The following is a 23,850-nucleotide window of genomic DNA, read 5'->3' on the forward strand; positions in this document are numbered from 1 at the left end:
AGCGCGCCGAGCGGAACGCCCCGGGGCCGGCGGCTCGCACCACGCCGAAAGCCGCTTGCGGCCCCCGAGCGTTCACGACGCCAGTCCAGCACCCGCCGCGGACCGACGCGCGCGCCGCCGCCCCCTCCCGAACGCCGCCCCCGCGGCGCCCGCCCCCAACCCTACGACCCCGTCTTCGCCTCGTCGTCGGCGGCCAGCTCGCGCTTGAGCACCTTGCCCGTCGCGTTGCGGGGCAGCTCGTCGAGGAAGACGACCTCGCGCGGCACCTTGTAGGACGCCAGGTTGGACTTGATGTAGGACTTGAGCTCGTCCTCGGTCACCGACGCCCCCTCCGAGCAGACGACGAACGCCCGCAGGCGCTGGCCGAACTTGTCGTCGGCGACGCCGACCACCGCGGCCTCGTCGACCGCCTCGTGGTGGCTGAGCAGGTCCTCGACCTCCCGCGGGAAGACGTTCTCGCCGCCCGAGACGATCATCTCGTCGTCGCGCCCGTCGACGAACAGGCGCCCGCCCTCGCCGAAGTGCCCGACGTCCCCGGTCGACATCAGGCCGTTGATCATGGCCTTGTTCCCGCCGCCGGTGTAGCCGTCGAAGACCAGCTCGTTGCCGACGAAGATGCGGCCCGTCTCGCCGGCGCCGACCTCGCGGCCGTCCTCGTCGTAGAGCTTCACGATCGTGCCGAACGGCGGCTTGCCGGCGGTGCCCGGCGCGGCGCGCAGGTCACGCGGCTGGGCGATCGTCGCCCAGGCGACCTCGGTCGACCCGTACAGGTTGTAGAGCACCTCGCCGAAGCGGTCCATGACCTCGGTGGCCAGCGGGCCGGGCAGCGCGGAGCCGCTCGCACCGATGATCTTCAGCGCGCGCAGGTCGTAGCGCTCGATGGTCTCCGGCGGCAGCTCGAGGATCCGCGACAACATGACCGGGACGACGACGAGCGTCGTGCACTCGTGCTGGGCCATGGCGCTGAGCGTGCCCTCGGGATCGAACTTCCGGCGCAGCACGAGCTGGGCGCCGAGCGCCATGCCGAGGGTGAAGTGCGCGAAGCCCCACGAGTGGAACATCGGGGCCGCGACCATCCACGGGTCCTCGGCGCGCAGCGGGATCTTCGACAGCAAGCCGGCGGCCGGCAGCAGCGACTTGGGCTGGCTGCGATTCGCCCCCTTGGGCGTGCCCGTCGTCCCCGACGTGAGGATGACCACGCGTCCCTTCTCGGCCGGCGGGGCGAGGTCGGCGACGTCGCCCTGGGCGATGAGGTCCTCCAGGAGCGGGTCCCCGGCGGGTGGGCCGTCGTCCCCGTCGAACCAGGCGACGAAGCGCTTGCGCCGCTTGCCGGCCTCCTGGACCAGGTCCTCGAACTCCTGGTCGTAGACGATGGCCTTGGGCTTCTCGCGCTTGCAGACGTCGGTGATCTGCGGACCCGCGAACATCGTGTTGAGGTACAACGCGTTGGCGCCGAGCTTGGAGCAGGCGACCGTCGCGTCGACGAAGCCGCGGTGGTTGCGGCAGAGGATCGCGACGCCGTCGCCCTCGCCGATGCCCAGATCGCTCCACGCGTTGGCCAGCGCGTTGGTGCGCTCGTGGATCTCCTGGAAGGTGAGCGTCCCCAGCTCGTCGACGATCCCGACCTTGTCGGGGCGCCTCACCGCGGAGATCGTGTAGCCGGCCGCGGGCGTCGGCCCCCAGCGCAGCATCGTCGCCGCCATCTGGATGGCCTTCTCGGGCCGCATCGGCCGGATCACGCCGGCTTCGGCGAGGACCTTGACGGCCTGCGCGCGGCCGGCGATCAGGTCGAGGACGTGCTGCAGCGGGGGCATTGCCGGGGAATATCGCACTTGAGGGTCCTTCGAGGGCGCGCTAGGGGTGCCGTAGGCGGCCAGCGAGGCCGAGGCCCACAACGGCCAGCCGTCGCCGCCGGAGGTGGGTCCCCAGTCGCGATAGCGACACAGTCTCCTAGGGGAACGCTGGCCCAGAGGGCCAGGTTCCCTTGCGGGTACTCGCCCAGGCGCTCGTACCCGCGGTCATCTAGGGACCCGGGCTTCCAGGAACGGCTCACGGCAGGGTCAGGTCGGCCGGCAGGTCGCCGCGCTCGATCAGCCCGCGGATGTCGGCGGCGCGCCGCGGGTTGAGGAACACGTGGCGCTGTCCCACGCTCGGCTTCTCGGCCAGAAGACCTGAGAGCAGCAGGGCTTCGCCCACCTCGTCGGCCAGCGCGCGGTCGTTGCCGGCGAAGCCACGGGCCAGGTGGCTGAAGTCGGTGTGGTAGCCGCCCCACTTGCCCATGCCGTCCAGCCGCTGGAGGATCCGGCGGGCCACGCGGCGCGAGGGGTCGGGGTCGTCGTGCGGACGCGAGATCGCCGGCTGCGACGCCTCGAGCACGGCCAGGACGGCGTCCTCGTGCTCGGCGAGCGAGGCCGGATCGGCCGGGCGGCCGCCGAGACGGGCGACCTCCAGGGCGACGCGCAGCGGGTGCCCGGCGCCGATCGGGGCGCGCAGATCGGTGACGTCCTCGAGCACGGCCGCCGGGAACGCCAGCGCGCGAGCGCGAAGGCGGTCGATGGGCGCGACCTGCTCCTCGAAGGCCAGCGGGACCAGCTCGGCGTCTGCGTCGGCGCCGGCGACGTGCAGCGCGAGGTGGCCGTCGAAGGCGCCGGCGGTCAGCTCGCCCGCCGTCGACGACTCGACGAGCGCGCCGAGCAGGGCGGCGGCCAGCAGCCAGGCGCGCTCCTCGACGGCGTCGGGATCGGCCCGGAGCCCGGGCTGCACGGGCGCGACCGCCACCAGCCCGTCGGCCCGCGCGGCGACCGCGACCACCACGGGATGCTCGTAGCCCGACCGCGGGTGCCCGAGCTCGGTGGCCCCGTGCTCCAGCTCGCGCGCCAGGAGCGTGCGCAGCCGGGCGGCGCGCTCGCGCGGCGCGTCCACGCCGCCCGCATCGGCCAGGGCCTCGTCGATGCCGCTGAGCGTCGGTCGCATCGTCGTGGTCGAGCGTAGATGGTGCGGGCGCCGTGCCGATGTCCGCGCAGGATGCGACCCGGGCTGCACGCGATCGTGCGTTCCGTCGGGAGTCGCACGTACCTTCACGTGCATCTCCATGGAAGCTGCCACTCCCCTGCACCAGACCTCGGTCCGCCGTCTCGGCGACCGGCTCGTCGTCGACGGCCTCGTCGTCGAGGACAACACCGCCGTCCGCCTCGCCGAGGAGGCGCCCGACGCCGCGCGGTTCCTGCTCGACGCCGTCGAGGTCGGTGCCCGCATCCTGGACCGCGAGCAGGTCGGCGCCAACGCCGACTTCGTCAAGGCGGAGTTCGAGAAGGCCGCGCGCGAGCTGAAGTCCGAGTTCACCGACCGCGCCAAGGGCGTCGCCGACCGGCTCGACGAGAAGGTCGACGAGGTCTTCAAGGCCGAGGACGGCGTGGTCGCCAAGGTCCTGGCCAAGCACTTCGCCGACGAGTCCTCCTCGGCCGTGCAGCACAAGGTCAAGCAGGTCCTGGACGCCGTCGCGACGCAGATGCGCGAGGACGTGCGCAAGTCGCTGACGTCAGACTCCGCCGACAACCCGATCGTCGCGATCCAGCGCGCGTCGCTGAAGGTCATCCGCGACAACGCCGACCAACAGGCGACCAACCTGCGCGAGATGTCGGCGCGGATGGAGGCGATGCGCGTCGAGGTGGCCGGGCTGCGCGCCGAGAAGGAGAAGCTCGAAGAGGTCAACGCCGAGCGCGACAAGGGCACGGCGAAGGGCCGCAGCTTCGAGGAGGTCGTCCACGAGGCTCTGGACCGGATCGCCCTGCCGCAGGGCGACGACTGCGAGGCCGTCGGCGACTTCCTGGAGGGCACCGGCAAGAAGGGCGACGTGGTCGTCGGCATCGGCGCCTGCCACGGCCCGGCGCGCGGCCGGATCGTCTTCGAGGTCAAGACGTCGAAGCTCTCGCGCCCCAAGGCGCTCGAGGAGCTGGAGGGCTGCAAGGCCGAGCGCAACGCGGACTTCGCCGTGCTCGTCGTGCCGTCCGAGGAGAAGGTCCCCGCCAAGATGCTCGCGCTGCGGGAGTACAACGGCGACAAGCTGATCGTCGCGTTCGACCCGGAGGAGGGCTCGCTGCTGGGCCTCCAGGTGGCCTACGCGCTGGCGCGGGCGCGCGTCCTGATGGCCAAGGGCGGCGGCGACGGCGTGGACACCGCGGCGGTGCGCGACGCCGTCGAGCGCGCGGTCGGGCTGATGGAGGAGGTGCGGCGCATCAAGCAGCAGCTCACCGCATCCAAGACGTCCATCGACAAGGCCGCCGAGATCGTCCAGACGATGGCCGACGGCGTCCGCGGGCAACTCGCCGAGATCAGCGGGTTGATCGACCGCGCGGAGGCCGCGGCGGGGACTGTCCCCGCACCCGACGAGGCGGGGGGGACTGTCCCCGTACCCGACGAGGCGGGGGCGACTGTCCCCGTACCCGACGAGGCGGGGGGGACTGTCCCCGTACCCGACGAGGCGTCTGCGGTGCCCGCACCGGGGACTGTCCCCCCCGCCCCCGCCCCCGCCCCCCGCCTGCGCGACGAGCTCGCGGCCGCCGTGGCGTCGCCCCACGAGGGCTACGGCGGCCAGTCGACGTTGTTGTAGATGTCGTGGGCCGTTTGCGGGCCGCCCGCTCGCGCCTGAGGGCCGCCACCGGCTTGACGTACGGCCGTACGCCTGCGCTCGCCGGCGACCGTGAGCCACGACCGTGCGGGCCGCAAACGGCCCACGACACGGCTCAGGCGGAAGCGGGAGCCGCGAGCGGCCACCGCACACCCGTCAGGTCCTCGGACACGTCCCACAGCCGCCGCGCCGTCTCGGCGTCCTGGGCGGCCTTCGTGCGGCCGACGAGCGTCGGGTGGCCGCGCTGCTCGGCGAGGCCGTCGGGGCCGACGAACGCGCCGCCCGGGATGTCCTGGGTGGCGGCATAGAGCGTCGGCAGCGCGCCCATCGCGTCGCTCTGGGCCAGGAGGCGGTTGCCGATCGTCATCACGGCGTTGTTGAGGCGGCTGCCCGTGTGGCTCTGCAGGTCGGTCGACGCGTAGCCCGGATGCGCGGCGACGGCGAGCACGGCGCTGCCGGCGGCGGCGAGGCGGCGCTGGAGCTCGAGCGTGAAGAGCAGGTTGGCGAGCTTGGACTGGCCGTAGACCCGCCAGCGGTCGTACTTGCGCCGCTCCCAGTTGAGGTCGTCGAGCTGCATCTTGCCGATGCGGTGCGCGCCCGAGGAGACCGTGACCACGCGGCCCGTCACGTGCGGCAGCAGGAGGTTGGTCAGCGCGAAATGGCCGAGGTGGTTCGTGCCGATCTGCGACTCGAAGCCGTCGGCGGTCCTGCCCTGCGGGACGGCCATGATCCCCGCGTTGTTGATCAGCAGGTCGAGGTCGCCCTCCCAGGCCGCGGCGAATGCGCGGACCGAGGCGAGATCGGCGAGATCGAGGCGGCGGACCTCGCGGTCGCCGGTGATCGTGGCGGCGACACGCTCGCCCTTGGCGGTGTCGCGCACGGCGAGGACGACGCGGGCGCCGGCGCGGGCCAGCTCGCGGGCGGTGATGGTCCCGAGGCCGCTGGAGGCCCCGGTCACGACGGCGGTGCGGCCGGTGAGGTCCGGCAGGTCGGCGGCGGTCCACTTCGAGGAGGGCATGCGGATCAATGTAGTCGCCGCCGACAAAGGTGTCAACGACAACAATGCTGTCGGCGTCTACTCCGCCCGGTACCCTGAGCGCCGTGACCGTCGCGCGCCCCTATCACCACGGCAACCTCCGCGAGGCGCTGCTGTGCGCCGGCGAGGGCGCGCTGGAGACCGGCGGCGTCCAGGGCCTGTCACTGCGCGAGCTCGCCCGCGAGGTGGGCGTCAGCCACGCGGCGCCGCGGCGCCACTTCCCCGATCGCCAGGCGCTGCTCGACGCGCTGGCCGAGTCCGGCTTCGCCCGCCTGGGAGCGGCGCTGTCGGAGGCCGTCGCGGCTGCCGGGCCGCACTTCGACGCCCGCCTGGCCGGCCTGGCCCGCGCCTACATCGCCTTCGCCACCGCCCGCCCCGCCCTGACCGGGCTGATGTTCGCGGCCAAGCACCAGGCCGGCGCGCCGCCCTCGCTGCGCGCCGCCGCCGAGCAGGCCTTCTCCCCCGCGTTGACGGCGGTCGCGGAGGGCCAGACCGCCGGCGAGGTCGCTCCCGGCGACCCCGAGCGCGTCGCGCTCGTGGCCTCCGCGGCGCTCCAGGGCATCGTCGTCATGGCCAACAACGGCATGCTTGGCGAGACGCCGGTCGACGAGCTGCTCGACGACGTGACGTCACGGCTCGTCCTGGGCCTGCGGCCGCGGTAGCGCGGCAGGTCAGGACCCACGCTCCTAGCCGGAGTCCCCGTTCGCGCTGGTCGGCGGGGCGGCCAGCGGCACCAGGCGGGCGCTCTGGCGGGTGAAGGTGGCCCACGCCTGGTCGCCTCGCTGAAGGCCGAGGCGCTCGAGATCCGGCGTCGTGAGCTCGGCGGTGAGGGCGCCGACGCGGACCTGGACGCGCTCGCCCTGCGGCGTGACGGCCGCGACCGATCCGGCGAGGGCGTTGGCGCCGTTGGGTGGCGGCTGGGTCAGCAGCGAGATGTCCCACGGGTGCACGGCGACGCCGACGGGGCCGTCGGCGTGGTGGGAGGAGCGCACGAGGCCGCCGGCGTCGAGCTGCACCTCGGTTCCCCCTCCGGCCAGTGGCGTCGCGGTTCCGTGAAGGAGGTTGGAGCCGGTGAAGGCGGCGACGAAGGCGTCGGCCGGTCGGTCGATGAGCTCGGCGGCGCTGCCGAGCTGTCGCAGCTGTCCGTCGACGATGACGCCGATGCGGTCGGCGAGCGCGATCGCGTCGCGGAAGTCGTGGGTGACCAGCAGCACCGGGAGTCCCAGCTCGGCCAGCAGGTCCTGGAGCTCGTCGCGGACGTGCGCGCGGGTGTGGGCGTCGAGGGCCGAGAGCGGCTCGTCGAGGAGGAGGACGGCGGGCTGGCGCGCCAGGGCGCGGGCGAGGGCCACGCGCTGACGCTCGCCGCCGCTGAGTGTTCCTGGGCGCTGATCGGCCAGCGGCGCGATGCGCAGGCGGTGCAGCAGCTCCTCGACCCGGGCGCTGCCGCCGAACGCCACGTTCTGGCGGACGGTGAGGTGCGGGAACAGGGCGTACTCCTGGAAGACCACGCCGACCGACCGGCGCTCGGGCGGCTCGTGGACGCCGGTGGTGGCGTCGAACCAGACCTCACCGCCCAGCTCGATGCGTCCGGCGTCGGGGCGGAGCAGGCCGGCGACGGAGCGCAGCACGGTCGTCTTGCCGGCCCCGGAGGGCCCGACGAGCGCGACCGTCTCGTCGTCGATGCTCAGGCCGACGCGGAGGGCGTACGCGCGAAGGGCGACGGAGATGTCGAGTTGGAGGAGCGCCACGTCGACAGCAGCTTGAAGCACAGCAGCACGGTGGCGCTGAGCAGCACGAGCAGGATGCCCAGCGCGATCGCCACGTCGAAGTTGGCTTCGAGCTGGTCGTAGATGGCCAGCGTGAGGGTCTGCGTCTGGCCGCGCACGCTGCCGGCGAACACGATGGTGGCGCCGAACTCGCCGACGCCGCGGGCGAAGGCGAGCACCCACCCGGCCGCCAGGCCACCGGCCGCGAGCGGCAGGCTGATGCGCCAGAACGTGCGCGCAGGCGAGGCCCCGAGGGTGCGTGCGGCGTCGGGCAGCAGCGGATCGACGGCGCTGAAGGCCGCGATCGCCTGGCGCAGGTAGAACGGGGCGGCGACGAACGTCACGGCCAGCACGACCGCCCATTGCGTGAACGGCAGCACGATCCCGCCGCTGGCCAGCGCACCGCCGAAAAGCCCGCCGCGGCCGAACGCGGCCAGCAGCGCGATGCCCGCCACCGCCGGCGGAAGCACCAGCGGCAGCTCGACGAGCGTGATCAGCACCGATCGGCCACGGAACCGGCGGGTGGCCAGCAGGTAGGCGGTCGGGGTCCCCAGCGCGAGGATCAGGACGTTGGCGATGGCGTTGGTGCGCAGCGTGACGACGATCGCGTCGCGCACCGCGCGGTCGCCGAGCAGGTCGGGAACCCGCGACAGCGGCACCTGGGTGAACAGCGCGACGATCGGCAGGGCGAAGAAGGCCAGCGCGACGCCGGCGCAGAGCGCCAGCAGCGCGTCGAAGCCGGCGCGGCGGATCACCCGCGCGGGGGCAACCCGAACCCGTAGTGGCGCAGCGCCGAGCGGCCGGCGTTGGACGACACCTTGCGGATGAACGCCTGCGCTCCGCTGGTGTCAGCCCCCGTACGGACGACCGCGCACAGCTTGTAGCGCACTGCGGGCTGTGCCCACTTGGGCAGTCGCAGCTCGCTCGTGCGCCCGCGGCTGGCCAGCGCGTCGGTGTGGTAGACGAACCCGGCGTCGGCCGAGCCGAGGGCGACCTTGGCGGTGATGCTGGCGACGTCGGTTTCCTGGCTGACAATGTTGGAGTCCAGGATCGACGACAGGCGCATCCGGCGCAGCAGCAGCCGGGTGTAGTTGCCGATCGGCACACCGGCGGTGCCGATCGCCAGCCGCTTGCCGCCGTCGCGCAGCGTGTACGCCGAGCGAATCGATCCCGGGTTGTCCTTCGGGATCAGCAGGACGAGGATGTTGGTGGCAAACGTCACCGGGCGGGTGCAGCGCCCCGCGCGGAACAGCGCCTGGGCCTCGGCCGGTTCGGCCGAGGCGAAGACGTCGGCCGGCGCCCCGTTGTCGATCTGACGCTGCAGCGTGTTGGAGCCGGCGAAGTTGTACGACGGGGCGCCGTCCAGGGCCGGGAAGACGTTGCGCAGCGAGGCGGCCGCGTAGACGTTGAGCGCGGCGTCCGCGCCGGCGGGGACCGCCGCGGCGGCCATCAGGATGATCAGGACGACGAGTCGTCGCATCAGGTGGTGGGGTAGCCGTTGGCCTTGAGCAGTTGGTCGAGGAGGTCGCCGGCCGCGGCGAGGTCGACGGGCTCGGGGAGCCCTCCGACCATCGGCTGCCGGTCAAGGGCGCAGAGCGCTGCGAGGTGCTGGGCGTCGTTGGCCAGCAGGCGCGAGAGCAGCAGGCGGCTGGCGGAGTCGGCCGTGAAGCCGGCACCGGAGACGTAGACGCCGACGAGCAGCCGTTCCAGGCGCGCCCCGAGCGACAGCGTTCCGGCCCGCGTCCGGAACGCGCTGTCGGGCAGCACGACCGAGTAGTCGTCGCTGGACGGCGCGTCGGCGCCCAGCGCGGCCGTGAGCTGCTGGACATGGGTCACCTTCTGCCGGGCGGCCGCCTGCAGGGCGGTGCGCTCCGTGCCGCTCCACACGCCCCGGAGCTTGACCGCGCGGCGGTAGTAGACCAGCGATACGCGCTCGGCCAGCGCCCCGAACTGCAGGAAGCCCTCGTCGTCGCCGACCGGCACCGGGTTCGGGAGGCCCGCGCTCGCCGCCGAAGGCACGATCGCGCCCCCGACCACGGTCGCCACCCCGAGCCTGAGGAACCCCGCGCGATCGATCATCTACCTAAGCATTGCCTAGGTATGCAAGGGTTGTCAAGATCACCCTCTGAGATGCGCCGCCATCTGATCCTCGTCCCCCTCCTGGCCGCCGCCGCCCTCACCGCGAGCTGCGGATCAGCCACGTCCGAGGCGCCGCGAGGAGCTGCGGCGCTCGACGCCAAGGCCAAGCCGCCGCTGCTGCGATCGCCGCGCGGCGACGGCGAGATCATCGTGCGAGCGACGACGTCGCCGCGCACCGCGGGCCCGTTCACGCTGCACGGCACCTACCGCGTGCGCTTCGAGCAATACGCGCCGGAAAGCCCGCAGATGGACTTCGCGACGCAGACCAGCTTCGTCGCCGACCTCGAACGCCAACCGGGCATCCCCGCCGTGCGCCTGTTTCGCACGGCGGCCGCAACCGGCGCGCGCACCGTTCACGTCGACGGCCGCTACTACGTCGACGTCAGCTTCGGCGACTTCCCCTTCGTCCTGCGCATGACACCCGCAACAGGGCAGCGGCAACCAAGATGAGTTGTTCCACGGGTTCGCTGCGCCTCGTGGAACAACCCATCTCTAGGTGAAGTCCCGGCTCGCCTCCTGGACGAGCAGAGCGATCTGGACGCGGTTGTCGACGTCGAGCTTGGCGAGGAGCCGGGAGACGTGGGCCTTGACGGTCGCCACGCTCATGTGGAGCTCGGCCGCGATGTCGGCGTTCGCACAGCCGCGACCGACCGCGAGGGCGACCTCGTGCTCGCGCGCGCTGAGGGTCGCCAGGCGAGTGCGGGCCTGCTCGTGCCGGTGGCCGGCGTCGCTGTCGCCCGCGACCAGCGCGATCAGGCGGCGCGCGACCGCGGGCGAGAGCATGGCGTCACCGGCGTGCACGAGCTCGATCGCGCGGACGATCTCCGGCGGCGGCGTGTCCTTGAGCAGGAAGCCGGCGGCCCCCGCCTGCAGCGCGCGCATCACGAGGTCGTCGGCCTGGAAGGTCGTGAGGACGACCACCGCCGGCGGATCGGGCTGCTCGCGCAGCAGGCGCGTCGCGGCGATCCCGTCGAGGCCGGGCATCCGCAGATCCATCAGCACGACGTCCGGCCGATGGAGGTCGACGGCGGCCAGGACGCCGCGCCCGTCGTCGGCCTCGCCGACGACGGCGAGCCCGCCGGCGCCCGCGAGCATCAGCCGCAACCCCGATCGGACGAGCGCGTCGTCGTCGACCAGCAGCACCCGGATCGGCGCCTCGCCTGCCGCGCTCACGCCGCGCGCCAGGGCAGCGTCGCGCGCAGGACGAAGTCGCCCCGTGCGTCGGGACCGTGGACGAGCTCGCCACCCGCGAGGGCGACGCGCTCGCCGAGCCCGACGAGCCCGGTTCCCGCGCCGGGGAGCGCCTCGGGCTCCGGGCTGGGCGCGGCGACCCCGACCGGGCGGCGGTTCAGCACGGCGACCACGAGGTGCTCGCCCTCGGCGGTCACGGCCACCTCGACGGCGGCGGCGGGCGCGTGCTTGCGGGCGTTGGTCAGGCCCTCCTGGACGATGCGGTACGCGGTGCGGCCCAGGGCGACGGGCATCGCATCGGCGCCCGGAGCGTCGAGGCGGCAGTCGACGCGCATGCCGGCGGCGCGGGATTCCTCGACCAGGGCCGGGATCTGCGCGAGCGTCGGCTGGGGACGGCGCGGCGCGCCGTCCTCGGTCGGGTCGTCGTCGGCACCCTCGCGGAGCACGCCGACGACGTCGCGCAGCTCCTGCAGCGCGTCGTGGGCCGCGGCGCGGATCACGCCCGCCGCCTCGGCGACCTCGGCCGGCGAGGCGTCGGGCCGGAACTCCAGCGCGCCCGCGTGCAGGCTCAGCAGCGAGACGCGGTGCGCCAGCACGTCGTGCATCTCGCGGGCGATGCGCAACCGCTCGGCCTCGCGGGCCTGCTCGATCTGCTGTCGCCGCTCCGCCTCGAGCCGCTCGGCACGCTCGTGCAGCGAGTGCACCAGGTCGCGCTGGGCACGCACGAACAGCCCCCACCCGAACACGACCACGATGAAGAGCCCACCGATGACGAGCTCCGTCCAGTACGAGCTGCCGTCCGTGGCGTAGAGCGCCGGATAGGCGCCGGCGGTCACCAGCGACAGCCCCGCGATCCACCACAACGACCGCGGCGCCACGCGCAGCGCCGCGTTGAAGGCGGCCGCGGCGGCGGCGCCGCCGGCCAGGCCGGAGAACGTCGAGAGGCCGATGGTGAGCAGCGCGACGCGCAGCGGCTGCCGGCGCCGGAACCACAGCGACCCGAAGGCGACGGTGCCCGCGGCGATGTCCACCACCGCCATCAAGGTCCCGTGCTGCCGCCAGCTCGAGCCGAGCGCGAGCAGGCCGAGGCTTCCGGCCGCCAGGTACATGAGCGCATCGACGACCCAGTCGCGGGCCGAGCGCCCGCCGCTGCTCTCGTCGAGCAGGCCGGCCGGCAGCAGCGGCCGCTGCCACTGCGCCACGCCGTGCTCCCGCTGCTGGGCGGCCTCGGTCATCGCGCCACAGCGTACGACCGCCGGCCGCTGCCGACCCCCTACCGAAGTCGATCCGAGCATCGACGGACGTCGGGGGCGCCATCGACGCACGGCGCTGGCGGCGCGCCGGCGCCACGCCGAAGCTGATGGCCATGATCGAGTCCCTCGGCCTCACCAAGCGCCTCGGCGGCCGCGCCGTCGTCCAGGACGTCACGTTCCGGTGCGAGCCAGGCACCGTCACGGGCTTCCTCGGCCCCAACGGCGCCGGCAAGACCACCACCATGAGGATGTTGTGCGGGCTGTCGCGTCCCGACGCCGGCACCGCGAGTGTCCTCGACGGCGCCTATCGCGACCTGCCCAACCCGGGCCGGCGCGTCGGCATCCTCCTCGACGCGGGCGCCCAGCACGGCGGCCGGCGCGGCCAGGAGGCGCTCGGCGTCTCGGCGCAGATGATGGGCGTCGCCGCCGCCCGCGTGCCCGAGCTGCTGGAGCTCGTCGGGCTCGACCGGCGCGCCGCCCGGCAGCGCCTCAGGCAGTACTCGCTCGGCATGCGCCAGCGCCTCGGCCTGGCCCACGCGCTGCTCGGCGATCCCGAGGTGCTGATCCTCGACGAGCCCGCCAACGGCCTCGACCCGGAGGGGATGCGCTGGATGCGCGAGCTGCTGCGCGACTTCGCCGACCGCGGCGGCACCGTGCTGCTGTCGTCGCACCTCCTGCACGAGGTGGAGGCGGTCGCCGACCAGATGGTGATCATCGGCGGCGGCCGGATCGTCGCCGCCGGCACGCGCGCCGAGCTGCTGGCCGACGCCGGGACGCTCGTCTGCGCCACCGACGCCGCAGCCCTCGGCACGGCGCTGTCGGCCGCCGGGCTGGCGGCCCGCCCGCACGCCGACGGCGGCTACGTCGTCGACGCCGAGCCCGAGGAGGTCGGACGTATCGCGCTGGCCGGCGGCGTCGCGCTCACGCGTCTCGGCCCGTCCGAGAGCGCCGGCCTCGAGCAGCTCTTCTTCGACCTCACCAGCGGCGCGCCCGACGCCGGGCCAGCCGCCGCCGACCTCCAGGAGGCCGTCCGATGAGCACCGCCACCGCCACCCGGCCGCACGGCTTCCACGCCCGCGGCGCCGGCACGCGCCCCAGCCTGGCGCGGCTCACGAAGGTCGAGCTGCGCAAGATGACCGACACGCGCGCCGGGTTCTGGCTGCTGCTCAGCCTGGTCGGCCTCACCGCGCTGGTCGTGGTCATCAGCGCGCTCACCGGCCCGGCGCTCGACCACCGCTTCCAGCCGATGCTCTACAACGCGCTGCAGCCGGGCACCGTCCTGCTGCCGATCATCGGCATCCTGCTGGTCACCTCCGAGTGGTCGCAGCGCACCGCGATGATCACGTTCGCGCTGGTCCCCCACCGCGAGCGCGTGCTGGCCGCCAAGCTCCTGGCCAGCGTCGTCCTCGCGACCGTCGCGTTCGTGGCCACCCTCGCGATGGCCGCGGTGGCCACCGCGGCGTCGGCCTCGGGGGTCGACGGCCAGTGGACGCTCGGCGCCGGCCTGTTCGGGCAGATGGCGTTCTCGACGGCGATCTCGATGCTCGTCGGCGTCGGCTTCGGCGCGGCCCTGCTGCTCTCGGCCCCGGCGATCGTCGGCTTCTTCGCGATCCCAATCGCGGTGTCGGCCGCGACGCACGTCGTCCACGCGCTGCGCGGCGTCGGGCAATGGATCGACCAGGCCCGGACCCTCCCGGACCTCCTCGACCACAGCTACAGCGCCGACGAGTGGGCCAAGGCCGGCGTGACGCTCGTCGTGTGGCTCGCGGTGCCGCTGGCGATCGGCGCGTGGCGGTTCACGCGCGGCGAGGTGCGGTAGGAGACTGGGGAACACTGGCCCAGACCCTTGCGGGTCTTCGCCCAGGGGGCGAAACCCGCGGCGGGTCAGGGACCCACGCTCCTAGCGACGGCCGAACCCGGCGACGTCGTCGCGCACCGCCACGTCGGCCGCCTCCACGCGGTCGACGTGGCCGTACGGAGGCCCCTCGCCCACGGCGCGCTCGACCGCCGCGACCGCGTCGGCGTCGCCCTGCAGCCAGACCTCGACCGTGCCGTCGTCGAGGTTGCCGGCCCAGCCCGCCACGCCGCGCGCGACGGCCCGCTCCCGCACCCACGCGCGGAAGTTCACGCCCTGCACGCGACCGTGGGCCACCAGCCGGCGGCCGATCGGCTCGCTCACGACGCGCCCTCCACCGCCCGGGCGAACGCGTCACGCGCCGCCTCGCCGCGCACGGCGAAGACGATCCGCTCCAGCCGCGAGCCCGAGGCGAGATGCCGCCGCACCTCGTCGGCCTCGATGGCGGCGGCCTGCTCGACGGGGAAGCCGCCGACGCCCGTCCCGAACGCGACGAGCGCCAGCGACCGGGCGTCGAGCTCCTCGGCCTTCCACAGCGTCGCGGCGGTCGCGCGGCGGACGATGTCGGCCGACGTCGTCCCGCCGAGGACCATGGTCGCCGCGTGGATGACCCAGCGCGACGGCATCTCGCCGGCGGTCGTCTCGACCGCCTCCCCGAGCTCGATCGGCGCCTTGCGGCGCGACTCCGCGTCCACGGCCGGACCACCGGCGCGCGAGATCGCTCCCGCGACGCCGCCGCCGTGCAGCAGCTGCGTGTTGGCCGCGTTGGCGATCGCGTCGACCGCCAGCGTGGTGATGTCGGTGTCGAGAACCTCGACTGTGGCAGCCATCGCCGCCAGTCCTACCCGAAGCCGCGGGTTCGGCCCCCTGGGGCCGACACCCGCACGGCATGCGAGCCCCTGGGCGAGCTATGCCGCCTCGACCGAGTCCTCTTCTTCCTTGCCCTGCAGGCGCTCGCGTCCACGGCGGACGGCGGCGATGAACTTCGAGAGGTTGACCTCGAGCGTGTTGAGGATCTCGTCGGCGTAGTCCTCGGCGCCCAGGCGGATCTCCCGCTCGCGGGCGCGTGCGTCCTCGACGATCTCCTCGGCCGCGCGCTCGGCCTCGCGGGTGACCTCCTGGTCGGAGACCAGCTCCTCCTGCTTGCGCACGGCGTCCTTCACGATGCGCTCGGCCTCGCGCTTGGCCTCGGCGAGCATCTCCTGACGCTCCTTGACGATCCACCGCGCCTGCTTGATCTCCTCAGGGATGGTCGCGCGCATCTGATCCAAGATGTCGTAGATCTGCTCGCGATCCACCCGCACCTCGTCGGTGAGAGGGACCTTCTTCGCGTTGTGGACAAGGTCGTCGAGCTTGTCAATGAGGACCAGGACGTCCATGGCTAAGCGTCTTTCGTTATCGGGTGAGCTCTTCCTTCAGGCGACGGGCGACGCGCTCGGGCACGAGACTGTCGATATCGCCTCCGAAGGTGGCGAGCTCCTTCACGCCGCTGGAGCTGAGGAAACTGTACTGCGGGCTGGCCATCAGGTAGAGGGTGTCGACCTCCGGGGCCTGCATCCGGTTGAGCTGACCCATCTCCAGCTCGTATTCGAAGTCGGAGATGGCGCGCAGACCCTTGACGATCGTACGCGCCCCGATCTGCCGTGCGAAGTCCACCACGAGGACGCTGAACGGCTCGGCGCGCACGTTGGGCAGGTCGACCGTCGCCTCCTCGATGAACGAGAGGCGCTCCTCGATCCCGAAGATGGGCTGGTTCTTGCGCACGGAGACGTTGACGACGGCCACCACGACCTCGTCGAACTGCGCCGCGGTGCGGCCGATGATGTCGAGGTGCCCGTTGGTGATCGGGTCGTAACTGCCTGGACAGACAGCGATGCGCTTCTCGTCGGTCATGCGGAGTGGATGCGGAGGAGGGTGTCGCCGTAGCGGCGTTCGAACGTCGTGCTGAGGCCGGGGAGGTCGAGCGGCGTGCGCCGATCGCTCTCGCCGACCACGCGCGCGCCGGGCGCCAGGACCGGAGGCAGCGCCTCGGCGAGCCCCGGTCCCAGGCCGGCCGCGAGCCGGTACGGGGGATCTAGGAAGACCAGATCGTATGTCTCGCCCGCTTCTCGTGCGTCGCGCAGGGCCTTGAGGGCGTCGCGACGCCGCACGCGCGCCTCGTCGGCGTCGAGCCCGAGGTCCTCCAGGTTGCGCCGGATCACCGCGACGGCACGGGCGTCGCGCTCAACGAGCACCGCGTGCGCGGCACCCCGCGACAGCGCCTCCAGCGAGAGCCCGCCCGAGCCGGCGAAGAGGTCGAGCACCGCCTCGCCGTCCAGTGGGCCGAGCGCGGAGAACAGCGCCTCGCGCACACGGTCCGACGTCGGACGCGTGTCAATGCCCGGCGGCGCCTGGAAGCGGCGTCCGCCCAGCCGCCCCGCGACGATCCTCATGCCGACACGGGCGCCAGCTCCAGCGCCACGAGCTCGGCGTGCAGCAGCTCGTGCTCGGGCCGCGAAAGCTCCGGATCGGTCTCCAGGAGGGTCTCGGCGGTGGCGAACGCGGCCTCCAGGACGTCGCCGTCCTCGGGCAGCCGGGCGAACTTGAAGCGCGCGAGGCCCGACTGGCGCGTGCCGGTCAGCTCGCCCTCGCCGCGCAGCTCGAGGTCGATGCCGGCCAGCTCGAAGCCGTCGGTGTGGCGCTCGAGCGCCTTCAGCCGCGCGGACTCGCGCGGCCCGAACAGCAGGCACAGCGATGCGTGCTCGCCGCGGCCGACGCGCCCGCGCAGCTGGTGCAGCTGGGAGATCCCGTAGCGCTCGGCGTCCTCGACGACCATCACGGTGGCGTTCGGCACGTCGATGCCGACCTCGACGACCGTCGTGGCGACCAGGACGTCGGCGGTGCCCGACGCGAAGCGCTCCATCGCCGCCGCCTTGTCGGCCGTCTTCATCTGGCCGTGCAGGAGCACGACGTCGAAGTCGGCGAGCTCGCCGGTGCGCAGGCGCTCGAACTCCTCGGTGGCCGCGCGCGCGTTGAGCGCCTCGGACTCGCTGACCAGCGGGCAGACGACGAACGCCTGGCGCCCGGCGCGCAGCTCCTCGCGGATGCGCTCGTAGGCGCGGTGGCGCTCGGCCTCGGTCGAGCAGACGTGCGTGGCGATCGGCTGGCGGCCGCGCGGCAGCTCCCGCAGCGTCGACACGTCGAGCGCGCCGAAGTTCGCGAGGCGCAGCGTCCGGGGGATCGGCGTGGCGGTCATGTGCAGCAGGTGCGGGACGAGGCCCGGCGGCGCCTTGGCGTCCAGCGCGGCGCGCTGGCGAACGCCGAAGCGGTGTTGCTCGTCGACGACGGCCACCGTGAGGCGGGAGAACACGACCGGGTCCTCGATCAGCGCGTGGGTGCCGACGACGAGCGTCAGCTCGCCGGTGGCCAGCCGGCCGAGGATCTCGCGGCGGCGCGCGGCGGTCGTCGAGCCGGTCAGCAGCGCGGCGCTGATGAGGAATCCGCCCCACCCACCCATGAGCGCCTGGATCGTCGCGAAGTGCTGCTCGGCCAGGACCTCGGTCGGCGCCATCAGCGCCGCCTGGCCTCCGTGCTCGACGGCGCGCAGCATCGCGTGCAGCGCGACGACGGTCTTGCCGGAGCCGACCTCGCCCATCAGCAGCCGCTGCATCGGCCGGGGGCGCGCGAGGTCGGCGTCGACCTCGGCCATGGCGTTGACCTGGTCGCCGGTCGGCGTGAACGGCAGCAGCTCGTCGCGCCACTGGCGGCTCAGGGTCGGCGCGTCGGTCAGGGGCGCCGCGCGGACGTCGGCGCGGCGCTCGCGGCGCAGGCGCAGCTGGACGATCTGGTCGAGCAGCAGCTCGTCGAACGCGAGGCGCCGGCGCCCGGCCTCGTGGTCGCCGAAGTGCGCGGCGGCCAGCGCGGTGGCGCGATCGGGCAGGTGCAGCGAGCGACGCAGCGCGGTCGGCAGCGGCTCGACGACGTCGGCGATCGCGCCGCGGTGGGCCTGCATGAGCGCGAGGATCTGCGTCGAGCTGATGCCCTTGGTCGCCGGATACTGACCGGCCACCGCGCTCCCGGCGTCGCCGCCCACCGCGGCGACCGCGTCGGTCTTGGCGTGGGCGTTGACGCGGAAGCGGCCACCGCCTTGGAACTTGCCCGCGAGCATCAGCCGCGTGCCGACCGGATACTGCGCCGACAGCCACGGCTGGTTGAAGAACGTGGCCTTCATGATGCCCGTGCCGTCGCTGACGGTCGCCTCGACCAGGGGCTTCATCCCCCGCCGGCGCACGGGCCGCGACGTGATCGAGCGCACCTCGACCAGGACGGTGGCGGTCTCGTCGATGGCCAGCTCGCCGATCGTGCGCGCCTCGCCGGTGGCGCGCGGCAGGTGCTCCAACAGCGTGCCCACGGTCGTCAACCCGATGGACTCCGCCGCGTCGGCGGCGGTCGACGGCTTGATCTTCAGCGGCGCCTCCAGGCGCGAGGGGCGCGGCGTGCGCACGGGCGCGGCGGCGAGCTCCTCGGCGGTGAGCTCGCGAGCCTCCGCGAAGGCGAGCGGCGGGATGAGCGTGGACGTGAGCGGCACCCGGACCTACTCGGCCGAGAGCAGCCACCACCAGGACGGCTGACCGCCGTCCTCGAGCTCGAGCTCCACCCCGGGCGGCGCGAGCGCGGCGACCGCATCCTCGTCCAGCGGGGCGCCGTCGCCCGCGATGCAGGTGATCAGCTCGGCGTCGGTGGCCAGTTGCGCGAGCACGGCGGCGAGCGTGTCGGCCGGCGTGCCCCAGGCGACGAGGTCCTCGCCGACGTAGCCGACCGCGTCGCCGACGGTGAAGCGGCCCTCGGGGTCGTGGCGGGCGGCGGGCGCGACGCCGCCGGTGCGGATCGACTCCAGCGCGCCGGCCATCGCGGCGGCGTTGTCGGCGGCGCTGCGGTCCACGTTCAGCGCGATCGCCGCGGCCAGCCCGGCCTGCTGGGACCGCGCGCCGGCGACGCGGACGACCTTGTCCGACAGCTCCGCGGCGCGCTCGGCGGCCATGAAGACGTTGGGGCTGTTGGGCAGGACGACGACCTCCTCGGCGGGCACGTCGTGGATGCCGGCGAGGATCTCCATCGTGGAGGGGTTGAGCGTGGGTCCGCCGTCGAGCACGCGCGCCCCGAGGCTCTCGAAGAGCGCGATCAGGCCGGTGCCGGTGACGACGGCCAGGGCGCCGCAGGTCTGGTGGGGCTCGACGGTGGCGCTGGCCGGGCCGCCGCCGACCGGTCCGGCTCCCGCCCACGCGCCGCCGCCGCCGCCCGCCGCGACGTGGCTCAGGCGCTCCGCGCGCTCGACGACCTGGGCGTACATGTCGGCGACGTCCAGGCGCGAGACCTCGCCGGCGCCGGCGAAGACGAGCGTCGCCCGCTCGGGCTCGTCGGTGTGGACGTGGACCTTGAGCGTCGCGTGGTCGCCGACGACGAGCACCGAGTCGCCGATGGCCTCCAGGGGCACGACGAAGGCGCCGGCGTCAAGGTCCTGGCCGGTGACGGCGAAGTTCGTGCAGTAGCGGTAGGTCTCGCTGGCGTGCTCGGGGTGGCTGATCCGCGCCGGCGCGTAGTGCTCGAGCTCCGGCGCCTCGGTGCCCCGCAGCGCCGCGACGACGCCGGCCAGGACGATCGTCACGCCATAGCCGCCCGCGTCGACCACGCCGGCCTCGCGGAGGACCGGCAGCAGCTCGGGCCCGCGTTGGACCGACGCCTCGCCGGCGATGATCGCGCGCTCCAGGGCGTCGGCGATCATGTGGTTCTGGCGGACCGGGTCGGCGTCGGCGCCGAGGCGGCGCTGGTCCTCGGGAAGGTGCGCGACGTCGTGGGCGATCGAGGTCGCCATGTCGCGCATGACCGTGAGGATCGTGCCCTCGGCCGGCTCGCGGACCGAGGCGTAGGCGCGCTGCGCGGCGCGGGCGAACGCCGCGCCGACGAGCACGGGGTCGACCAGCTCGCCGGGCCGGGAGACGAGCTCCTCGGCGGCGCCGCGGATCAGCTGGGAGAGGATGACGCCGCTGTTGCCGCGCGCGCCCAGCAGGGCGGCACGGGCGACGGCCTCGACGATCTCGTCGCGGCCGATCTCGTCGATCGAGCGATCCTCGCCCGACGCGAGGCGGTCGAGCTCGGCGAGCACGGCTTCGAGCGTGAGCGCCATGTTGTCCCCCGTGTCGCCGTCGGCGACCGGGAAGACGTTGAGGTCGTTGATCTCCTGCCGGCGGGACTCGAGGTGCACGAGCGCGCCATGCACCGCGACGCGGAAGCGAACGAGACTCGGATCAGACACGCAGCGACCGTACCGGGTCCGTCGGCCGGCGATGCCGGGCGGCGCTGACCGCCCCGGCTCCTAGGGGTGCCGTAGGCGGCCAGCGAGGCCGAGGCCCACGACGGCCAGCCGTCGCCGCCGGAGGTGGGTCCCCAGTCGCGATAGCGACACAGTTTCCTAGACGGCCTTGGTGACCTTGCCGGCCTTGAGGCAGCGCGTGCAGACGTAGACGCGCCGTGGTGCCTTGCCCACGAAGATCCGCACCTTCTGGAGGTTCGGATCGAAGCGACGCTTGGTGGCGCGCATCGAGTGGCTGCGGCTCTGACCGAAAGCGGGACCCTTCCCGCAGCTGTGGCATACCTTCGACATTCGGCCGGGGAGTGTAGCGGGCCGGTGAGCTCGGAGCCCGCCCGCCCCGCGGCGCGCCGCCCGAACGGACGCTTCGGGCCGCTTCGAGGCCCCCCGGGGCTTCGGTGTAGTGGCTGTCGGGCTAGGGTAAGCGCCTGACGATGCCCGCCGTGCACCAGGTCAGCCTCCCACCCCGCTACCGCGTGGTGCACCACATCGCCAACGGCGGCATGGCGTCGGTGTGGGCGGCACAGGACGCCGTGCTCGAGCGTCTCGTCGCGGTCAAGACGCTGGCCGCGGGCTACGCCGCCGACCCGGCGGCACGCCGGCGCTTCACGCGCGAGGCCCGCGCCGCCGCCCGGGTCTCCGACCACCCCAACGTGGTCACGGTCTTCGACATCGGCGACCACCAGGACCAGGCCTTCATCGTCATGGAGCACTTCGCGGGCGGGACGGTCGCCGACCGCCTGCGCCGCGGCGAGCCCGTGCCCGTCGCGACCGCCCTGCGGTGGCTGCGCCAGACGGCCTCGGCGCTGGACACGGCGCACGCGGCCGACATCGTCCACCGCGACGTCAAGCCCGGCAACCTGCTGCTCGACGCGCACGGGCGGCTCGCGGTCGGGGACTTCGGGATCGCGTCGCTCGCCGGCGAGACGCAGGTCACCGCGGCCGGCCAGGTGCTCGGCACGGCGGCGTACCTGTCGCCCGAGCAGGCCCGCGGCAACCCCGCGACGCCGGCCAGCGACCGCTACTCCCTCGCCGTCGTCGCCTACGAGCTGCTGTGCGGGCGCAAGCTGTTTGACGGCGACACGCCGCTGGCGCAGGCCCGGGCGCACGCCGAGAGCGATCCGCCGGCGCCGACCGGACCGAGCGCGGCGGCCGGCGCCGTGTTGCAGCACGGGCTGGCCAAGGATCCGGCGGCGCGCCCGCCCACCGCGACGGCGTTCGTCGACGAGCTGGACCGCGTGCTCGGCGAGCGCGGCGGCGATCCGACGATGGCGACGGCCGTCGTGCCGTCGCGGCGCCGTGCCGCGGCGCAGTGGTCGGCCGCGGGGACGCCGCGGTTCTCGCGCGAGCGGGAGCGCACGCCGGTGCCGGCCCCGGCGCGCACGCCGGCGCCGCCGGCCGCCAACGGCCGCGGCGCGCCTCCGACGACGCCCCCGCCGGAGCCGATCGCTCGCGCCCACAGCCCGCACCGGCGCGCCTGGGCGCTCGCCGCGCTGACGGCGCTGTGCCTCGCCGGCGGTGCCGCTGCCGCCCTGATCAGCGACGACGGCAACGGTGGCGACGCCGGGTCGGGCGCGAGCGCGGACCGGGCGGCGCGGCCGGCGGCGAGCCCGAGCAGCAAGTCGAGCGCGCGCTCGGCGAAGAAGCCGGCTCCTGCGGCGGGCCCGGCCTCCTCGACGCCCACGACCTCGGCGCCCGCGGCCACGACGCCGGCTCCGGCCACCGACGGCCGCTCGGCCGCCCAGATCAACAACGCGGGCTACGCGATGCTGCCGGGCGACCCGCAGGGCGCGGTGCCCCTGCTGTCGCAGGCCGTCGAGAAGTTCCGCGCCGCCGGCGACACCAGCAGCACCGACTACGCCTACTCGCTCTACAACTACGGCTGGGCGCTGCGCCTGGCCGGCCGCCCCGCCGAGGCGATCCCGTACCTCGAGGAGCGCCTGCGCATCTCGAGCTACAAGCGCGGGATCGTGGAGGACGAGCTCAAGACCGCGCAGGCGCAGGCCGGCGGCGCGACGGCCGACACGAGCAGCCCAGCCGGCAAGGGCGCCGGCAAGGCCAAGAAGCACCAGTAGCTCGCGGGCGCGCCGACGGTGCGGCGGGCTCGGTGCCTTGACCGGCGACGGCGGCGCACGTCAACATAAGCGAACGTTCACTTTGCCATTCGCGGCGCGGGAGCCCACGGCCATGTCCCTCATCATCCATCCCCTCTGCACCGGCCAGGTCGCCATCAAGGAGACGATGCATCGCGGCGTGGGCCACGGGCTCGCGCGCCGGGCACGCATCGTCAAGCCCGGGCCGATGTTCGGGCCGCTGCCCATCCACGCCTGGGCGATCGAGCATCCCGAGGGGCTGATCCTGGTCGACGCCGGCGAGACGCACGCCGCGCGCGATCAGCCGTTCGCGACGTTCACCGTCGGGCGCGAGGACGAGCTCGACCACCAGCTCGGCGCCGCCGGGCTCGCGCCCGCCGACGTCGCCACGGTCGTCCTCACCCACATCCACGGCGACCACGTCGACGGCCTGCCGCACGTCCCCGGCGCCCGTGTCCTGGCCAACGCCGACGAGATCGCCGTCGCCCGCTCGCCCGCCGGCCGGCTCGTCCGGACCGTCGCCCGCCAGCCGCTGCCGCCCGGCTTCCACGTCGATCCCGTCGTGCTCGACGGCGCGCCGTTCGGCGGGTTCGCGGCCAGCAAGGCCCTCACCGCCGACGGGCGCGTCGTCGCCGTCCCGGCACCCGGCCACACGCCCGGGCACATGGCCGTGATCGTCGTCCAGGACGACCACCACGTGCTGATCGGCGGCGACAGCGCCTACGACCAGGCGCAGTTGCTGGACCTCCAGGTCGACGGCGTCAGCCCCAAGGACGAGGTCGCACGCCAGACGATGGAGACCATCCTGCACCACGCCTGCCTGCACCCGACCGTCTACCTGCCCAGCCACGACCCGCGGTCGGCCGACCGCCTCGCCGGGACCGAGGCGCTCGTCCCGGACCGGGCGAAGGCGAGGGCCTGACGTTGGGCCGCGCCAGCCGCGAGCCCGAGATCCTCGCCGCGGCGCTCGCCTGCTTCGCCGAGCGCGGCTACGACGCCACCCGTGTCAAGCACATCGCCGAGCGCGCCGGCGTCAGCGAGGCCGCGCTGTACCGCCACCACGCCTCGAAGGAGGCGGTCGCGCTCGCGCTGTTCGCGACGCACATGCGGCGCTACTCAGACGTCCTGCGCGAGATCGCCGACGATCGTTCGTCGACCGTGGGGGAGCGCGTCAAGGGGCTGGCGCGCTCGTCGCTGGACCTGCGGCGCGCCGACCCCGTCGCCCACGCGTTCGTCCTCGGCCACACCGGGCGGTTCATGAGCGCGCTGCCCGCCGGCTTCCCGTATCCCATCCGCATCATCGAAGGCCTCGTGCGCGAGGGTCAGGCGGACGCCACCGTCCGGCCCGGCCCCGTGCGCGTGCTCGCCGCGCTGGCGCTCGGCTGCATGAGCCATCCGGCGATCGTCGCCCAGCACGCCGCGCCGGGGACGATCGACCTCACCGACCCCGGCACCGTCGACGTGGTGGCCGACGGCGCCTGGGCGGCGATCGCCGCGTGACGAACGCCACCTCGTCACGGGGGCCAGGCCCCGCGACGAAGTAG

25 protein-coding genes are annotated in these 23,850 nt (G+C 74.0%); 8 read left to right on the forward strand and 17 right to left on the reverse strand.

Annotated elements, in window-relative coordinates:
* Positions 1–161: 161 nt before the first annotated feature.
* Entirely contained in the window at positions 162–1,814 is a 1,653-nt protein-coding gene (locus VK501_RS24975; protein ID WP_324342373.1) for an acyl-CoA synthetase, read from the reverse strand.
* Positions 1,815–2,049: 235 nt separating this feature from the next.
* Positions 2,050–2,973: a hypothetical protein gene (locus VK501_RS24980; protein ID WP_324342375.1), complete on the reverse strand. Its 924-nt coding sequence runs from the start codon at positions 2,971–2,973 to the stop codon at positions 2,050–2,052.
* 118 nt (positions 2,974–3,091) lie between these two features.
* Between VK501_RS24980 and VK501_RS24985 the strand changes: the two genes are divergently transcribed.
* Positions 3,092–4,609 (forward strand): DUF2130 domain-containing protein, encoded by a 1,518-nt coding sequence (locus VK501_RS24985; RefSeq protein ID WP_324342376.1) that lies wholly within the window; start codon positions 3,092–3,094, stop codon positions 4,607–4,609.
* A gap of 133 nt (positions 4,610–4,742) precedes the next feature.
* Here VK501_RS24985 and VK501_RS24990 read toward each other — a convergent pair whose 3' ends face one another.
* Positions 4,743–5,645, reverse strand: a complete 903-nt coding sequence (locus VK501_RS24990) for an oxidoreductase (RefSeq protein ID WP_324342378.1) — start codon at positions 5,643–5,645, stop codon at positions 4,743–4,745.
* Positions 5,646–5,728: 83 nt separating this feature from the next.
* Between VK501_RS24990 and VK501_RS24995 the strand changes: the two genes are divergently transcribed.
* Positions 5,729–6,325 (forward strand): TetR/AcrR family transcriptional regulator, encoded by a 597-nt coding sequence (locus VK501_RS24995; RefSeq protein ID WP_324342380.1) that lies wholly within the window; start codon positions 5,729–5,731, stop codon positions 6,323–6,325.
* A gap of 24 nt (positions 6,326–6,349) precedes the next feature.
* Here VK501_RS24995 and VK501_RS25000 read toward each other — a convergent pair whose 3' ends face one another.
* Genes VK501_RS25000 through VK501_RS25015 form a run of 4 tightly spaced genes read right to left on the reverse strand, consistent with a single transcriptional unit; the run spans position 6,350 to position 9,508 of the window.
* A complete protein-coding gene (locus VK501_RS25000; protein ID WP_324342382.1) occupies positions 6,350–7,411 on the reverse strand; it encodes an ABC transporter ATP-binding protein in 1,062 nt (353 codons plus the stop codon).
* Positions 7,348–8,184 (reverse strand): ABC transporter permease, encoded by an 837-nt coding sequence (locus VK501_RS25005; protein ID WP_324342384.1) that lies wholly within the window; start codon positions 8,182–8,184, stop codon positions 7,348–7,350. The genes VK501_RS25000 and VK501_RS25005 overlap by 64 nt, the downstream gene beginning before the upstream one ends.
* The gene (gene modA / locus VK501_RS25010; protein ID WP_324342386.1) at positions 8,181–8,909 is read right to left on the reverse strand and encodes a molybdate ABC transporter substrate-binding protein; all 729 of its coding nucleotides are present in this window, start codon (positions 8,907–8,909) and stop codon (positions 8,181–8,183) included. The genes VK501_RS25005 and modA overlap by 4 nt, the downstream gene beginning before the upstream one ends.
* Positions 8,909–9,508: a ferritin-like domain-containing protein gene (locus tag VK501_RS25015; protein WP_324342388.1), complete on the reverse strand. Its 600-nt coding sequence runs from the start codon at positions 9,506–9,508 to the stop codon at positions 8,909–8,911. Before VK501_RS25015 ends, modA begins: the two co-directional genes overlap by 1 nt.
* A gap of 51 nt (positions 9,509–9,559) precedes the next feature.
* Here VK501_RS25015 and VK501_RS25020 point away from each other — a divergent pair, with 51 nt between their 5' ends.
* Positions 9,560–10,018 (forward strand): hypothetical protein, encoded by a 459-nt coding sequence (locus tag VK501_RS25020; protein ID WP_324342390.1) that lies wholly within the window; start codon positions 9,560–9,562, stop codon positions 10,016–10,018.
* A 42-nt stretch (positions 10,019–10,060) separates the two neighbouring features.
* Here VK501_RS25020 and VK501_RS25025 read toward each other — a convergent pair whose 3' ends face one another.
* Both VK501_RS25025 and VK501_RS25030 read right to left on the reverse strand, forming a co-directional pair.
* Positions 10,061–10,741, reverse strand: coding sequence for a response regulator transcription factor (locus tag VK501_RS25025; RefSeq protein WP_324342393.1), 681 nt, complete (start codon positions 10,739–10,741; stop codon positions 10,061–10,063).
* Entirely contained in the window at positions 10,738–11,994 is a 1,257-nt protein-coding gene (locus tag VK501_RS25030; protein ID WP_324342395.1) for a sensor histidine kinase, read from the reverse strand. The genes VK501_RS25025 and VK501_RS25030 overlap by 4 nt, the downstream gene beginning before the upstream one ends.
* A 131-nt stretch (positions 11,995–12,125) precedes the next feature.
* Between VK501_RS25030 and VK501_RS25035 the strand changes: the two genes are divergently transcribed.
* Positions 12,126–13,049, forward strand: a complete 924-nt coding sequence (locus VK501_RS25035) for an ATP-binding cassette domain-containing protein (protein WP_324342397.1) — start codon at positions 12,126–12,128, stop codon at positions 13,047–13,049.
* Entirely contained in the window at positions 13,046–13,831 is a 786-nt protein-coding gene (locus tag VK501_RS25040) for a hypothetical protein (RefSeq protein ID WP_324342399.1), read from the forward strand. The genes VK501_RS25035 and VK501_RS25040 overlap by 4 nt, the downstream gene beginning before the upstream one ends.
* An 81-nt stretch (positions 13,832–13,912) precedes the next feature.
* Here VK501_RS25040 and VK501_RS25045 read toward each other — a convergent pair whose 3' ends face one another.
* The 8 genes from VK501_RS25045 to rpmB all read right to left on the reverse strand — a co-directional run bounded on the left by VK501_RS25045 (position 13,913) and on the right by rpmB (position 20,507).
* The gene (locus VK501_RS25045) at positions 13,913–14,191 is read right to left on the reverse strand and encodes an acylphosphatase (protein WP_324342400.1); all 279 of its coding nucleotides are present in this window, start codon (positions 14,189–14,191) and stop codon (positions 13,913–13,915) included.
* The gene (locus VK501_RS25050) at positions 14,188–14,697 is read right to left on the reverse strand and encodes a macro domain-containing protein (protein ID WP_324342402.1); all 510 of its coding nucleotides are present in this window, start codon (positions 14,695–14,697) and stop codon (positions 14,188–14,190) included. Before VK501_RS25050 ends, VK501_RS25045 begins: the two co-directional genes overlap by 4 nt.
* Before the next feature lie 78 nt (positions 14,698–14,775).
* Positions 14,776–15,246 (reverse strand): hypothetical protein, encoded by a 471-nt coding sequence (locus tag VK501_RS25055; RefSeq protein WP_027007135.1) that lies wholly within the window; start codon positions 15,244–15,246, stop codon positions 14,776–14,778.
* 16 nt (positions 15,247–15,262) lie between these two features.
* Positions 15,263–15,760, reverse strand: a complete 498-nt coding sequence (gene coaD / locus VK501_RS25060) for a pantetheine-phosphate adenylyltransferase (RefSeq protein ID WP_324342407.1) — start codon at positions 15,758–15,760, stop codon at positions 15,263–15,265.
* On the reverse strand, positions 15,757–16,299 hold the full coding sequence (gene rsmD, locus VK501_RS25065; protein ID WP_324342409.1) for a 16S rRNA (guanine(966)-N(2))-methyltransferase RsmD: 543 nt from the start codon (positions 16,297–16,299) through the stop codon (positions 15,757–15,759). Before rsmD ends, coaD begins: the two co-directional genes overlap by 4 nt.
* Entirely contained in the window at positions 16,296–18,434 is a 2,139-nt protein-coding gene (locus VK501_RS25070; RefSeq protein WP_324342410.1) for an ATP-dependent DNA helicase RecG, read from the reverse strand. The genes rsmD and VK501_RS25070 overlap by 4 nt, the downstream gene beginning before the upstream one ends.
* A 6-nt stretch (positions 18,435–18,440) precedes the next feature.
* Positions 18,441–20,159 carry a DAK2 domain-containing protein gene (locus VK501_RS25075; RefSeq protein ID WP_324342411.1) on the reverse strand — a complete coding sequence of 573 codons (1,719 nt, stop codon included), beginning with the start codon at positions 20,157–20,159 and terminating at the stop codon, positions 18,441–18,443.
* A gap of 156 nt (positions 20,160–20,315) precedes the next feature.
* Positions 20,316–20,507, reverse strand: coding sequence for a 50S ribosomal protein L28 (rpmB, locus tag VK501_RS25080; protein WP_324342412.1), 192 nt, complete (start codon positions 20,505–20,507; stop codon positions 20,316–20,318).
* A gap of 140 nt (positions 20,508–20,647) precedes the next feature.
* On the opposite strand from rpmB, the gene VK501_RS25085 reads away from it, so the two are divergent.
* From VK501_RS25085 to VK501_RS25095, 3 genes are all read left to right on the forward strand, one after another.
* The gene (locus VK501_RS25085) at positions 20,648–22,288 is read left to right on the forward strand and encodes a serine/threonine-protein kinase (RefSeq protein ID WP_324342413.1); all 1,641 of its coding nucleotides are present in this window, start codon (positions 20,648–20,650) and stop codon (positions 22,286–22,288) included.
* A gap of 112 nt (positions 22,289–22,400) precedes the next feature.
* Positions 22,401–23,228 carry an MBL fold metallo-hydrolase gene (locus tag VK501_RS25090; RefSeq protein WP_324342415.1) on the forward strand — a complete coding sequence of 276 codons (828 nt, stop codon included), beginning with the start codon at positions 22,401–22,403 and terminating at the stop codon, positions 23,226–23,228.
* 2 nt (positions 23,229–23,230) lie between these two features.
* A complete protein-coding gene (locus tag VK501_RS25095) occupies positions 23,231–23,806 on the forward strand; it encodes a helix-turn-helix domain-containing protein (protein ID WP_324342416.1) in 576 nt (191 codons plus the stop codon).
* Positions 23,807–23,850: the final 44 nt, after the last annotated feature.

Origin of the sequence: Baekduia sp. (assembly GCF_035318805.1) — a bacterium.
GTDB lineage: Bacteria > Actinomycetota > Thermoleophilia > Solirubrobacterales > Solirubrobacteraceae > Baekduia.